At 51.2% G+C, this 13,950-nt stretch carries 14 protein-coding genes; 1 reads left to right on the forward strand and 13 read right to left on the reverse strand.

Annotated features, from left to right (window positions below; translation table 11 throughout):
- Positions 1-6: 6 nt before the first annotated feature.
- From CBW46_RS02715 to CBW46_RS02770, 12 genes are all read right to left on the reverse strand, one after another.
- Positions 7-708 (reverse strand): diacylglycerol kinase family protein, encoded by a 702-nt coding sequence (locus CBW46_RS02715; RefSeq protein ID WP_089198464.1) that lies wholly within the window; start codon positions 706-708, stop codon positions 7-9.
- Positions 705-1,277 carry an rRNA maturation RNase YbeY gene (gene ybeY, locus CBW46_RS02720; RefSeq protein ID WP_089198465.1) on the reverse strand — a complete coding sequence of 191 codons (573 nt, stop codon included), beginning with the start codon at positions 1,275-1,277 and terminating at the stop codon, positions 705-707. Before ybeY ends, CBW46_RS02715 begins: the two co-directional genes overlap by 4 nt.
- Positions 1,274-3,532 carry an HD family phosphohydrolase gene (locus CBW46_RS02725; protein WP_089198466.1) on the reverse strand — a complete coding sequence of 753 codons (2,259 nt, stop codon included), beginning with the start codon at positions 3,530-3,532 and terminating at the stop codon, positions 1,274-1,276. Before CBW46_RS02725 ends, ybeY begins: the two co-directional genes overlap by 4 nt.
- Positions 3,533-3,558: 26 nt before the next feature.
- Entirely contained in the window at positions 3,559-4,524 is a 966-nt protein-coding gene (locus tag CBW46_RS02730) for a PhoH family protein (RefSeq protein ID WP_089198467.1), read from the reverse strand.
- Positions 4,525-4,551: 27 nt separating this feature from the next.
- Positions 4,552-5,760, reverse strand: a complete 1,209-nt coding sequence (gene yqfD / locus CBW46_RS02735) for a sporulation protein YqfD (RefSeq protein ID WP_089198468.1) — start codon at positions 5,758-5,760, stop codon at positions 4,552-4,554.
- A gap of 16 nt (positions 5,761-5,776) precedes the next feature.
- Positions 5,777-6,055, reverse strand: coding sequence for a sporulation protein YqfC (gene yqfC, locus CBW46_RS02740; protein WP_089198469.1), 279 nt, complete (start codon positions 6,053-6,055; stop codon positions 5,777-5,779).
- A 278-nt stretch (positions 6,056-6,333) separates the two neighbouring features.
- Positions 6,334-6,894, reverse strand: coding sequence for a hypothetical protein (locus CBW46_RS02745; protein WP_089198470.1), 561 nt, complete (start codon positions 6,892-6,894; stop codon positions 6,334-6,336).
- A gap of 39 nt (positions 6,895-6,933) precedes the next feature.
- Positions 6,934-7,926 (reverse strand): flotillin-like protein FloA, encoded by a 993-nt coding sequence (gene floA / locus CBW46_RS02750; protein ID WP_089198471.1) that lies wholly within the window; start codon positions 7,924-7,926, stop codon positions 6,934-6,936.
- Between the two features lie 132 nt (positions 7,927-8,058).
- Positions 8,059-8,901: an NfeD family protein gene (locus tag CBW46_RS02755; protein WP_089198472.1), complete on the reverse strand. Its 843-nt coding sequence runs from the start codon at positions 8,899-8,901 to the stop codon at positions 8,059-8,061.
- A gap of 172 nt (positions 8,902-9,073) precedes the next feature.
- Positions 9,074-9,517, reverse strand: coding sequence for a GatB/YqeY domain-containing protein (locus CBW46_RS02760; protein WP_089198473.1), 444 nt, complete (start codon positions 9,515-9,517; stop codon positions 9,074-9,076).
- A gap of 12 nt (positions 9,518-9,529) precedes the next feature.
- Positions 9,530-9,703 carry a 30S ribosomal protein S21 gene (rpsU, locus tag CBW46_RS02765; protein ID WP_010491812.1) on the reverse strand — a complete coding sequence of 58 codons (174 nt, stop codon included), beginning with the start codon at positions 9,701-9,703 and terminating at the stop codon, positions 9,530-9,532.
- Positions 9,704-9,811: 108 nt separating this feature from the next.
- Complete coding sequence (locus tag CBW46_RS02770; protein ID WP_089198474.1) at positions 9,812-10,156, reverse strand: histidine triad nucleotide-binding protein; 345 nt, start codon at positions 10,154-10,156, stop codon at positions 9,812-9,814.
- Positions 10,157-10,418: 262 nt separating this feature from the next.
- Between CBW46_RS02770 and CBW46_RS02775 the strand changes: the two genes are divergently transcribed.
- Positions 10,419-11,738, forward strand: a complete 1,320-nt coding sequence (locus CBW46_RS02775; RefSeq protein WP_089198475.1) for an FAD-dependent oxidoreductase — start codon at positions 10,419-10,421, stop codon at positions 11,736-11,738.
- Here the strand turns inward: CBW46_RS02775 and CBW46_RS02780 are convergent.
- Positions 11,718-13,919: a stalk domain-containing protein gene (locus tag CBW46_RS02780; RefSeq protein WP_089198476.1), complete on the reverse strand. Its 2,202-nt coding sequence runs from the start codon at positions 13,917-13,919 to the stop codon at positions 11,718-11,720. The two genes, CBW46_RS02775 and CBW46_RS02780, sit on opposite strands and share 21 nt — an antisense overlap.
- Between the last annotated feature and the right edge of the window lie 31 nt (positions 13,920-13,950).

Below are 13,950 nucleotides of genomic sequence, written 5' to 3' on the forward strand. Positions count from 1 at the left end.
CCTCTATTATATTTTCACCAAATGATAAGCTAACACGGCGACAAAACTGCCAATAAGCGATCCCGTGACGAGCGCCGGAAACGCGCGGCTGCTTTTGTCGTACAGTACAACCATGAGTAGTAAAGCTAGAGAATAAGCTAGCAGTGCAATAAATGTTATCGTAACATAGCAAGTGATGAAGGTGGCAACCGCAAAGGCGAGCGCAGTGAGCAGGCTCGGGCGCGCCTTCTGGCTCCGGTGGGAAAACCGCGTCTCGACAACAATCACGGTAAGTATAACCAAGCATAACAATATCCACACCATCGCCGCAGAAAACGATTGCCCCTGCGTCGACCTCGCAAACGTGAACAAGCTATCAATCGGTTCATAAAAAACGATCATGCCAACGATAGCTGCAAAAGCCGCAGACACCAGAACGGAGGCTGCGGCAACATCCTTGGCTATTTTGGCCAGCGGATGGCGGTCCGGCATGGCAAGATCAACGGTCTTCTCGATAGCCGTGTTAATCAACTCGGTCACAATCATGAGCGTCACCGACATTAGTATAAACAAAATTTCCAGCTTCGGCAGATGGAAGTACAACGCGAGAATAAGTACGGCAAAAGCGGCGAAGAAATGAAATTTCATGTTGCGCTGCGTGGATAAGGCGTACTTCACTCCCTCATAAGCGAACCGAAAACTTCTATGCCACTTCACCTTGGGTTTCATCTTAACAGACCCGCTTGCTGCAAAATTTGCTCCTGCTTCGCAAACATAGCTTTTTCGGAGTCCTCATCCTGATGGTCGTAGCCTATCAAATGCAAAAAGCCATGCACGAACAAAAATCCAAGCTCACGCTCAATGGAATGGCCATACTCTTCACTCTGAGCGATGGCGCGGGGCACTGAAATAATGATGTCACCCAAGGGTTCTTCGTATCCGCCCTCTTCTTCCTCATCATCTTCGATGCCGTCGGCCCCAGCATCGCCGTGCAGACGGTCTACATCGCCCAACTGTCCGTCATGTACGAAATCGTCCTCATCGAAGATGATCTCAAGCTCATCCTCCCCGATCTCCTGCATTGCAAAAGATAGTACATCGGTCGGCCGGTCGATCCCCCTGTATTCTTTGTTGAGACGGTGAATCTCTTTGTCATCCACGAAAGTGAGCGCCACCTCGCCGTCACGGATTTGCTCCATATCGCCGGCCAGCTGAAGCAGCTCGTTGAGTTTGGCGACAAATTCGTCGGATATTTCAAAAGCATTCTGTTCGTTATTCCATTCCAAATGTAAGCTCATCGCATTAACTCCTTTGTTTCGGGCTTAGTGACGGCTGCTGGGCTTTGCCCCGGCAGATCAGTGGGATATTCGATTCTCGAATGGAAAATGCCGAGCAATGACTCTTTCAGCGTCTTGGCGATTTGATCCAGCTCTTTCACAGTCAGGTCGCATTCGTTAAACTGCCCGTCATCCAGCCGTCCCTTGATGATCTTGCGCACCATCGAATCAATCTGCTCCAGAGTAGGACTGCGCAGCGATCTCACTGCTGCTTCCACGCAATCCGCTATACCGACGACCGCAGCCTCCTTGGACTGAGCGATCGGACCCGGGTAGCGAAAATCCGCTTCTTCCACTTTATCTTGCCCGTCAGCATCCGCATTTTTTACCGCTTTGTGATAAAAATATTGCAGCAGTGTAGTGCCATGGTGCTGCTCGGCAATATCGCGGATGGGCTTCGGAATATTGTACTCCTTGAGCATCTCCACACCGTCTCGGGCATGTGCGATTATGATCGACTTGCTGAGCTCAGGATCCATCCTGTCATGAGGATTCTCCATGTTGTTTTGGTTTTCGATGAAATACACCGGACGCTTCGTCTTTCCGATATCATGATAATAGGCGCCCACACGGCACAGCAAGCCATTGGCTCCGATCGCTTCCGCCGCGGCTTCAGCGAGATTTCCCACCATAATACTGTGGTGATACGTTCCCGGTGTTTCCGTCAGCAGCTTACGAAGCAGGGGATGATTCGGATTCGACAGCTCCACCAGCTTCAAGGGCGAGAGAATGCCGAAAGCGACTTCAAAAAATGGCAATAGCCCGATCACGAACACCGCTGTCAGAAGGCCGCCCCCGACCGTGAAGCATAAAGCAAATACCAAATTCCTGCTACTTTCATGATCCTCGATAAGAAGCAGTGCTGCCGCGATGACCATGCCAGCAAGCGAAACCATCATGCCAGCTTTCAGAATCGAAGAACGCTGGCTTGCCCGCTGAATGGAAAATATGGCAGCAAAGGAGATCGCCAAAGTGAATATACCATACCGAAAATCAAACAGTTGTAAGTGATCGGTATTGAAGATGACGCTAGCCAGCACCGCGATCAACACGGCAGCGATAAATGCGATCTGTGAATTAAGCAGTATCGCGATTAGCATCGCTCCCATGGCGGTTGGGGCCAGTAGTCCGATGTACGGGTAATCCAGGTTTTGCAATAATGAGAAGAGCTGCATGCCCAATATAGTGATGATCAAAATAAGAGCAAGCATCAATAGATTAGAATTGTTCAATGCCATGGCATTCTCGCGATGCCGAACGAACATGTACACGAGAAGACTGAACATGGCGACCAGCATAAGCAGCCCGAGCCGCGGCAATAGACTTGTTTCGTCCTGCAGCATCTCCAGGCTGCGCAAGCGCTCGTAGATGTCCTCAGTAATCGGTTCGCCCTCTTTGACCAGAACATCATTTTTGTTCACCAAAACGGGCTTTACATCGTCACGCGCATGCCCCTTCGCTTCTTCCGTGGCCTTCTGGTCCAGAAATTTATTCGGCGTGATCGCAGCTCTGACCAGCTCCTGCACGATCTCTCTCGCAGCGCTCTTGGTCAACGTCGAGCTGTTCACCAGCTCCGCCACTTTGGCCCGCGCCGTTTGAGCATCCATAATCTGTTCATTCATCAGCCGGTTGACGATCTCGACGGCGACCGGCTCCATTTCGGTTAAATCTTCTTTGGACAGGCGCGGCATTTTATAATAGGTTTCTTCCGGAATTCGGTACTGCTGCTGATTCACCTGCTGCTGCGTCTCTTCCAGCAATGCCGTACTGTATTGCCCGCTGTCTCTGTAGGTCTGGACGAGTTGCTGTGCATGCTGCTGGGTTTGCTCCGGAATCACTTTTTTGAAAATATTGACTTTATCGCCCAGAGTCACTTCCGCGTCCCCGTTAATCTGCTGAAGCTTCTGAAAAATCGATTCGACCAGAAGGTCGTTTTTCAGTGGGACGATCTGGTATACCGGCTGGACGCGCTGTGCAGCCTCCTCCTTGGCTTGCTCGGTGGCGACCGCGTTCTCGATGGCGCGAGGTGCCAATATATCCTTTTCGGCGACTCCCCCGATCTGAATATCGTACGTCTGAGGAATCACTTTGCCGGTCAGCGCCACATAAAACACCGAAGTAAGCACAAAAAACAGAAGAAAGCGCACTAAGGCGCTGTATTTCCATCCGGCTAACTGACTTTGGAGCTGATTCTGCACGGAAATCTGGTTTTTCATATCGAAAGGTCAACCCTTTCTTGAGCCTATTTTTCCTGTTCCTGGTGGTAAGCCGTTATGATTTTTTGCACCAAGGAGTGTCTGACCACGTCGGCCTCAGAAAACTCGATAAACCCGATCTCGTCGATCTCCTTCAGTATGCGCCGGGCTTCAACTAAGCCCGAATTTTTGCCGCGCGGGAGATCGATTTGCGTCACGTCACCGGTGATAACCATTTTTGAACCAAACCCTAGCCGGGTTAAGAACATTTTCATCTGCTCCGGTGTCGTGTTCTGTGCTTCGTCCAGAATGATAAAGGAATCGTCCAGCGTTCTGCCCCTCATGTATGCGAGCGGAGCGATCTCGATTAGACCCCGCTCCAGCGATTTCAGCACCTGCTCGGGCCCCAGGACGTCGTTAAGAGCATCATACAATGGCCGCAGATAAGGGTCAACTTTTTCCTGCAGATCCCCGGGCAGAAAGCCCAAGCTTTCACCTGCTTCGACGGCAGGCCGGGTCAACACGATACGCTTCACTTTGCCTTCCTTCAATGCGGCCACCGCTAGTACCACGGCAATGTACGTTTTCCCGGTTCCTGCGGGGCCGATGCCAAACACAACATCTTTCTGTTTGATTGTCGAGACGTATTGCTTCTGACCAATCGTTTTGACGCGAATGGGCTTGCCTTTATGTGTAACCGCGATATCACCTTTAAAAAGCTCCAAGAGCTGGTCAGCTTTTAACTGCTTCGCCAGCTCGATGGCGTACGCAACGTCGCGTTCGCTTAAAATGTAATTGTTTCTCACCAGCTCCAACAGCACCTCAAAAAGCTGCTGCATCGACTGCAGTGTCGCCGGGTCGCCCTGAATGACAATCTCTTCTTCGCGAGACCGGATTTTAGTGTCGGTATGCTGCTCAATTAGATGCAGAAACTTGTCCTGCGGACCGAACAGAGCAAGTCCTTCGGATGTGTTGTTGAGAGCTATTTTTACAAAGTTCGAATTATCAGTCAACAGGCCTCTTCTCCTTCAAGCAATGCATTATGGTGTAGGTGCAGGTGTCGGTATAGTGGGTACGATAGGCTGCTCCAATGCCAGTGATTCTTCCACTTCTAAAAGTACTTCCATATAAACTGTACCATTCTCCGTCTTTTCATGCAAAATTTTTTCACTCACCACGCGCGCATTGTCGCCGGCCGCTTGAAGGATCTCCGACTTCGCCCGCTCCAAGCCATGCATGCGCGCTTCAGCGAGCTCGACAGGCTGCTCCATTGTGCCAACCTCCATGACTCGTTCGTTCAGCCAACCGATCGGCAGTACATAGTCTTTCCACTGAAGCGTTTTTCGCTCAGGTATCGTCTCATAGTGTGTGAAAGGCAGCTTGCCATATCCTGTCAGCTGCAGACCGCGTCCGCCAAGTACCAAATAGGAGCGTTTTTTCACTTCTCCGGTATACACGTTATATTTTCGCACAAGAGGAACCTCGACCTTTGGCGTGTACCAAACGAGCCCCTTGACTTCCCCCTTAGCGACCACTGTTTGTTCATTTAGTTCATCACCCAGAATGCCGGAAATAAGGATGTCCCCTTTTCGGACATACGTGTTCGGTTTAACGAGAGGACGCCCCTTTTCCGTAAAAATCGAGGTGATCATCGCATTTTTGGAAGATATCAAATGTCTGGGGCTCAGCAGCGGCTGCTGCTCGGGCAACACGGCCTCCACTACCTTAATCACTACGTGTGTGCCTTGTACCTCCACACCGACCCATGCGGCATTAGGCAGTTTGCTTAAAAGCTTCTTGGAAAGGGTGTCGGAGTTCTGCAGCCTGAATTTCCACTGCAGCGTGTACACTCCCTCCTGCCGTGCTGCTTGCAAAATATCGTCGGTGCTAATCGATTCATTGCCGACAACACGCACTTGCCATACAACGGAGGACAGCACGTATAAGCCGATAACAAAGCCAATGACGCCTAGCACGAACAGCTTTCTCTGCTCAAGCTTGGTCAAAATGAAGGGAAAGCCTACACGTTTGAGTACATGCATCCGACAGCCTGTCTCTTTTAACAGCGGACGAAGCCGGAAAAAGTCACTCAGCGGCATGTACATCTCTGCGCGATCTTCCGCACGAAAGCGAATATCCCAAACGGATATCCGTTTTTCGACCAGCCGGTTAACCAGCCGCTCCAGTCGTCGGCCGCGAATCTCAAGCAGGACATACCCGCGGAGTGATAACAGAATGGTAGATTTCACTTCAAGGACACCCTCTTCACGGTATAAATTTGACCTCGGCAATGACCCCTTCAATAAACACTTCTTCCGTCAAAATAGCCCGGATAACAAGCTGTTTACCAACAACCTCCAGCTTGCCCTTGGATAAGGCCAGGAGCAGCCGCTCACTCGAGAAATGCAGCACGCCCCGGTGATTCTCGATGTAAAGCTGTACATTCCCGATCAGCGTCATGCGGGGCAGATCCGTCACTACGTCTTGGGGGAGGTCCAGCATCTTCGCGGTGAACTGGTTGAATTTCCGAGTAAGGCTGCGCATTTTTCCCCTCCTACAAGTTTTTGTGACGACTGAAACTGCTTCACACACCAGATACCGAATCTCCTGCGCAGAACTGTGCGAGCAACGGCAAACGCACAATATCGCTTGGTTCCATCGTCCCACTGTTTCTGCCAATATTGATTGCTCAACATAGGGAAACAATGCAGGAGTGGGCTATTTACACTGTATGCGTGCATATAAGGTTTTATGAAGCACATGACAAAAAGCACCGGTTCCAACTCAAGTTGGTGCCGGTGCTTCAAACATCGTGGGAATTGTTACTTTCGAAGGTGCCTTTTAGATTTGGGAGGCCCCAATATTTCCGCCCACAGGACACCCTGAGCCAACCGCTCGGAATCGAGCGCACTCTGTAGGCCGGCACTGCGGCCGGCACTGCGGCCGGACTCGCCTAAGAGGTAACGACTGCGCTGCGGATCGGCTGGCGGCGGAGTTTGTACTTCAGTGGACTGCCAAAAGTCGCGTTCACTTAATTCTCCTTCGCTGTGCCCCGCAGTGGCTTGGGCAACGGCCTGTGGCGCACCCCTCGATGCCCCCTGTGCGGCGGCCGCCTCGCTGCTATCTCGCCGCAACTGAGCCCCAGCGGTGTGTGACGCCTCGCCTGATGCCGCCGCTGCGGGCTTTGTGGTGGTCACGGTCGGAGCCGCGGTTGGACGGCCCCAACCTGCGCCGCCACCGCCAAACGGCGGCATCCCCGCTTTGGGTGTAGACTTCTGCGCCTTGTCGCCGTCAGATTTGAACTGCTTCACCAGGCCGCTCAGGAGAAAATACAGAAGAATCGCGAAATACCAATTTTTCAGAAAAAATTCGATGACATCCATCGGTGAGCGCACCCCCTTTCACAGGTACGAGTGGAAGCGTTAAGTCTGATCGCTACTGTTGCCGTTATCGTTCATCTTGCCCAGCGTGGAGCGCATCTGAGTGTCAGCGTCGATGTTTTTCATATTCATATAATCCATTACACCCAATTGACCGCCACGCAGCGCTTCAGCCATTGCCAGAGGAACTTGTGATTCGGATTCAACCACTTTAGCCTTCATCTCCACCACGCGCGCCTTCATCTCCTGTTCCTGTGCAACAGCCATCGCTCGGCGCTCTTCAGCTTTCGCTTGCGCGATCCGCTTATCCGCTTCCGCCTGCTCCGTTTGCAAGTGTGCTCCGATGTTTTTGCCGACGTCTACGTCTGCGATATCGATGGATAAGATTTCAAACGCGGTGCCCGCATCCAAGCCTTTGTCTAACACGGTGCGTGAGATTTTATCCGGATTCTCCAGAACGTCTTTGTGTGCATCGGCCGAACCTACCGTCGTAACGATCCCTTCTCCTACCCGCGCAATAATTGTTTCTTCGCCGGCGCCGCCGACCAAACGTTCGATGTTGGCACGCACGGTCACACGCGCCACAACCTTTACTTCGATACCGTTTTTCGCCACAGCCGAGACAATAGGTGTTTCAATTACCCGCGGATTTACGCTCATCTGAACAGCTTGCAGCACATCGCGTCCGGCGAGATCGATAGCTGCGGCACGCTCGAACGGCAGCGGAATATTTGCCCGATGGGCGGCGATTAACGCGTTGACCACACGATCCACATTACCGCCGGCCAGAAAATGGCTTTCCAGCTGATTGATAGAAATATCAATCCCTGCTTTGGTAGCCTTAATCATCGGATTGACAATACGGCTTGGAATAACGCGCCGCAATCTCATCGCGACAAGTGTGATAATTCCGATACGCACCCCCGAAGCGAGAGCGGAAATCCAGAGCATAATAGGAACAAAGCTTAAAAAGACCGAAATAGCGATAATGATAACAGCAGCCATTAATAACATATAAACAATAGACGAATCCATGCTTGAAACCATCCTCCCCATAGAGTTTTGCCGGGCGTGAGCCCGTGCGATGTTCTAAATGATCGCCACATTAAGCGGGGCATTGCTTCCACATGTGCTGCAAGCAAGGCAGCGGCTTGCCGCCAAGGCAGATTAGTGGAGCAGCTCGTGTGCTTCTCGCACAACGATGCGCGAGCCTTCCACCTGGACGACCACAACCTGTTTGTTGACCGGAATGAATTCGCCGGATGTGACGACATCCACCCGTTCATCCCCTATAACGATGGTGCCTGCCGGACGTAGAGGCGTGATAGACAATCCCGATTTGCCCAGAAGATCAGTGCGCGAGGTGGATGAGATGAATCCCTGCTCTGTGCTCAGTTTCTCACGCAGAATGAATCGATTCCAGACTCCGTGGCGGTGAAAATACTTGATCGCAATCGCAACCACCACCGCGGCCAACCCGGACGCCACCGCTAGGTTCAATGCGGCTTCCTTGGTATCGTTTGCAGCCAAAACAACACCGCTCAACAGGCTGGCGATGCCCAACACACCTAAAATGCCGAAGCTCGGAACAAAAATTTCAATAAACAGCAGTACAACGCCTATCACAAAAAGTACGATCTCTTCCACCCCTGCGAAGCCAGCGATATAATTGCCGAAAAAGTATAGGCCGAAGCCTAATAATCCTAAAATACCGGGCACACCGAAGCCTGGCATTAGCAGTTCAATGGTAACGCCGGCAATCCCGATAAACAAAAGCAGCGTGGCCACCCAGTGCTGAGTGATAAATCTTGCAAAAGCTTCCGCCGGTGTCGGTGCAATGTGCAGTACCGGATGATTTTCCCCGCCGATGAAGCGGATGACATCACTTGTGTCCTTGGCCGCAACTTCCCCATAATCATTGGCCAGGTCGGCTGTGAACGGAAGCAGAAGGGCGAATAGACAAAGAACGGTCATGAAAAGCAGCAGCGAAAAGCGCTTTGCATCGCCCATCAGGCATTCCCCCTCTCTTAGCGCTGTTTTTCCAGTCTTCTTACATTATTACGTTAAGGATAGCCGATTCGATTCACACTTGCAAAAAAACTCCATTTTTCAGCAAATTTCATGAGATTTTGACAAAAAAAGAAGAGCACTCCCCCCTATGGAGGAATGCCCTTCGAGTTAGTTACACTAATAATTGTTGAACGGTTTGATTGACAATTCTGCCATCCGCCCGTCCTTTTACCTTAGGCATTAAAGCACCCATGACTTTTCCCATATCCGCTTTTGAAGAAGCACCCACTTCTTGGATGGTCTGCTGTACAATGGCTTTTACTTCTTCCTCAGATAACTGCTGCGGCAAGTACTCCATCAGAATCTCAATTTCTGCCTTTACGGTTTCGGCCAGATCTTCGCGACCGGCCTTTTCAAATTCTTGGAGGGAATCTTTGCGCTGTTTGATCTCGCGACTAAGAATGTCAAGTACTTCTTGGTCATCTAAGGTTTTACGCTGGTCTATTTCAATATTCTTAATAGCAGCACGAACCATACGGATTACGGAGAGTTTAAACTTGTCTTGACTCTTCATCGCAAGTTTCATATCTTCGTTTAATCTCTCGCCTAAGCTCATCGATTAAGCCTCCTAGAACTTTCTCTTACGAGCAGCCTCTGACTTCTTCTTGCGCTTTACGCTAGGCTTCTCATAATGCTTGCGTTTCTTAACCTCCGCTAGCACACCATCTTTCGCGATGGAGCGCTTAAAGCGACGAAGGGCAGCATCTATAGTTTCATTTTTGCGAACTCGAGTTTCTGACACCAGTTTTCCCTCCCTCCGAACAGACCGTCCAAGACGAAAAAAAGCAATTCATCAAACTCCATTATATTGCAAAAGCAAAGTAGGTGTCAACCTAGAAACGACCGTATTTTAATTCGTTTTCGCCCAACCCAATTTCTCACCGGCCAGAAGATGATAATGTATGTGATAAACCGCCTGACCCGCGTCTCTGCCGCAGTTATTCACCAGCCTATAACCGCTCTCTGCCACGCCTTCTTGTTTGGCGATGTGCTGAGCGGCGCGATGGATTTCCGCAATCAACCCCCAATCGTCTCCGTCTACCGCATTCATGCTTTCAATGTGTTTTTTGGGAATGATCAGAATATGTACGGGCGCGATCGGCTCGATATCTCGAAAAGCCAGCACATGCTCGTTTTCGTATACCTTCTTCGCAGGGACGGTACCCTCCACGATTTTGCAAAAAATACAATCCAAGTGTGGCTCCCCCCTTATCAACCATATTTTGAAAACGATATGTATATCATATCGAAATCGGATATAAAAATCCAGTCGTCTCGCCCCGCCTGCCAGCACATTGTTTTTTGCCGTGGAAATTGATCCGCCAACAGATAGACCAATGCTCTGATTCAAGTTATAATTAGCTATGTTAACGTTTTCTATCCACTGTTTTCCCTTCTTTACACAACAAATGTTACGGATTCAGCGCGGTTGCTGACAGCACGAAGGAGGAGCAAAAATGAAAGTAGCCATTATCGGAGGCGGTCTGGCCGGATTGACGGCGGCTGCGTATTTATCGAAAGACCCTACGGTCGAAGGGGTGCTGTTCGAACGAAGTCCACAGTTGGGGGGTCGCGCATTCACTTACGAAAAAGCTGGGTTCACCCTAAACTACGGCGCACATGCAGTGTATGGGATCGACCGGCACGAAATAACCGTCATGGAACGAGAACTGGGATTAACATTTCATTCGAAGCAGGTGGATAAGCGCCAGGTGATGTATGCGAAGCACGATCAATTGACGCCCGCGCCACTGGATTTCGTCAATCTGATGCGGACCGAGCTGCTAAATCCGCGGCAAAAAGTGCGTTTCGTAGGGGAAATCACCGCTATCATCGCTCACATCCACAACATTAAAAATTACAGCACACTGGGTGAATATTTGGCGCAGTCCAACGCCGATGAAGACGTGAAAGAGCTGTGGGAGCATTTGGTTTGTTCGAATTTTTTTATCACGCCGGAGGAAGCGCGCAAAGTGCCCGGTCCGGTCATCAGCGAATATTATCATAACCTGTTTTTGTCCAACCGTCCGGTTAATTACATTCTCGGCAGTTGGGCTGTTATTACCAACCAGCTGCGCGAAAAGATCGACCTATCGGGCCGTTGGGAGCTCGCACTGCAGGAAGCGGTGGAATCTGTCAATTATGCGGAGCGGCAGTTTGTCCTAAAGACGAAACACCGTGAGCTTCGTTTTGATCGTGTGGTGTTTGCAATGCCCGTGCAGCAGATTGGGAAGCTGTTAAAGGGATCGCCCTGGGAGCCATTCATGGTACCATATGAGAGCAACACCGCCACAGAGGTTATGGTATATGACATCGGCTTAAAACGTGTCGTAGCACGCCCTTTCAGCTATATTAGCGATATGGATAACAAATTGTTCATCAGCGATGTTTCAGCTACGGATCACACGCTGGTTCCCGAGGGCGGACAGCTGCTGCAAGGTATCGCCTACTTAAGTGACGGCTTCGCGGACGAGGAAGAACGCAAAGCGTATCTGGACAGTAAAACGAAGCAAATGGAAGCGCTGTTCGACCACTATTATCCAGGTTGGCGGGAAGAGACGGCGGTGAAGCGCGTGTCCAAAAAAGCAATGGTTGCAAGCGTAAAAAACATCGCCACCAACCGGCTGCTGCCAACCCGGATCGACCACGTGCCGTTTTATTTTTGCGGTGACGGCTGCGTGGGTAAAGGAGAATTGGCGGAGCGCGCTTTTTCCAGCGCCCGTCAGGTGGCTAAAGCAATATTGGAAGACATGAAATTAAGCTGCGTTGGAAACTAGGGAGAAAATGAAAGAGGCCACAGCCTGAAAGCTTCTATGTGTGATAGCATACACTGTTTTCCATTCGATAAGCCCGCCCGATTCCGGGGAATCGGGCTCTTGGGCGTCATTAAGAGCTTCATCAAGCTGCTGCATCAGGAAGCCTCGCTCTTCGGTCGGAGCGGACGGATCGGCAGCAGTCGAGTGTTGTGCTGGCGGCAGCGCAGCGGAGCCTACGGTGCTTCGCCCGGACGTTGCGATCTGTACCGTTCTGGATGCCGCATGCCATTTCAGGTTACCGTCAAATGCCTCACCGATGAAACGGACTGGCGCCAACGTGAAACCGTTGATCAGCTGTGCAGGAACGTCCAGCGCAACAGGTTCGCCGTTCTTCATCGCTGTGCGTTTGCCTATGCTCACGGACACGGTGGTGTCACCCTTGCGGCCTGTGGCCGTTTGGGTCGCAGCATCCCATGTCACTTCTGCCCCCATCGATTCGAAAATCGCTCGAAGCGGCGCCAGCGTACTGCCGTTGCGGATAACAGGCGGCTGTTCATAGTGCTGCCGCTGTCCATCCATAATCACGCTGACCTGTGACGACAACGGATAACTTTTAGACGCCACCTTGTCACCGGCCCTGTTATACACGTCCAGTGTCAATGTAGAACCCTCAGGCACCTCGCCCGCCTCCAGCACAAATCCGAATGGAGGATTCGTCTGCGACTCAATCAGCTCGCCGTTGATGAAGTAGTTGATTTTCCCAATGTAGATATCCGGTATTTTCACCCAAGGCGTTATTTTTGTCTGAGATGCGAATGTATTGCTCGTGCCCATAGAGAGCGGAACATGGCCGATTCCGTCAGCAGGCTTTGCTCCCTGCTCCACCTTTGTCAAGTAATAAGGCCGAGCGATCATATTGGTATAAAGACTTTTCATGGATGGATTGGCTGCAAGCGAATAATTGTTCCTCGACTCGCGGTCTTTTAAGTCCACATTAAAGTAAGTGATAGCTTTCAGCCGAGGATATTTCACCGGCATAATCTCATACAGCCGATGCAGGTTCAGCAAGCCGTAAGCCGTGAAAGATTCATTAGGAATGTGGGCATAGTGCGACACGGCGGTCTCACTGATCATGAGAGGTTTGCGGGCGGAATATGTTTTGTACAAATAATCCAGCCGTTCTATCGGGCTTGTCGCCTGCATGCTGCCCTGCGCGGGATCGCCGTTCTCATAGGGCTCCGTATACATGCTCACCCCAACCCAATCTACATAGTCGTCACCGGGATAATACGCATCCATGGAATACGCTGGGACGTCCCCGGGGCTCCAGACCATCGCCACATTCGGTGCTTCCTCAGCCATCACTCTATGGACCAGACGGAACTTTTCAATATATTTCTGAGGATCCCCGTGCCATTTGACCCAATTTCCGTTCATCTCGCTCGCATACCGCAGGAAAATTGGAATACCCGACGCCTTGGCCGCGCGTGCCCATTCTCTCAAGTGAGCGTCATCCTGCACGGCATCCAGACCTTCACCGGGCTCCCAGCCGATCTGCAAAGCTGCGCCCGCCTGTTTCGCTCTGACCGCATATTGCTTGGGAAAAGGATGACCGTAGGGCGAATAGGCGAGGTATATCGCGTGGTTTTTGCCGTATAAAGAAGCTGATTTGGTAAAGTTGTTTCCCATGGCAGGGTCCTGCTCGGAATACATACCGATGTACATTCCGTATTCAGGTTCCAACTTAGCCAGCTTGCCGTCAGGCGGCGCCGCCTGCCTCTGCAGCATGGCCTGATCCGCAGTAAACATATAAACATCTACAATGGTCCGGATTTGTTCAGCCCGCTGCAGATCGACAGCTCCCCAGTCCTTGCCTGCTTTTAGCCAATATTCGTTTTCCAGCTCATAGTACTTGATGGCATTCTCGTAATCCTTGATTCCGTCAAAATACTGATTGAGCCTGCCGCAGAACAGCGCGGCATTTTGCCAGTCTCCAGCTGACGTGTAATGCTGCACGAGAAACTGCCAGTGCGGCACAGCCTGTCCCGGATTTCCCCGTTTGACAGCGGCATCCGCCGCTTTCCAGCGATCCCATATCGGGTCCGCCAGAGCCGCGGGAGCCCCGGTCAGCACGCCTGCCGCAACAGCTAGTGCCATCAGACCTTTGATGCACCTGGCTCGAAGCTGCTGAAACATGGTCATGGTCCGTGCACCCCCTTATGTATTTCTAGTT

Origin of the sequence: Paenibacillus xerothermodurans (assembly GCF_002220865.2) — a bacterium.
Classification (GTDB): domain Bacteria; phylum Bacillota; class Bacilli; order Paenibacillales; family NBRC-103111; genus Paenibacillus_S; species Paenibacillus_S xerothermodurans.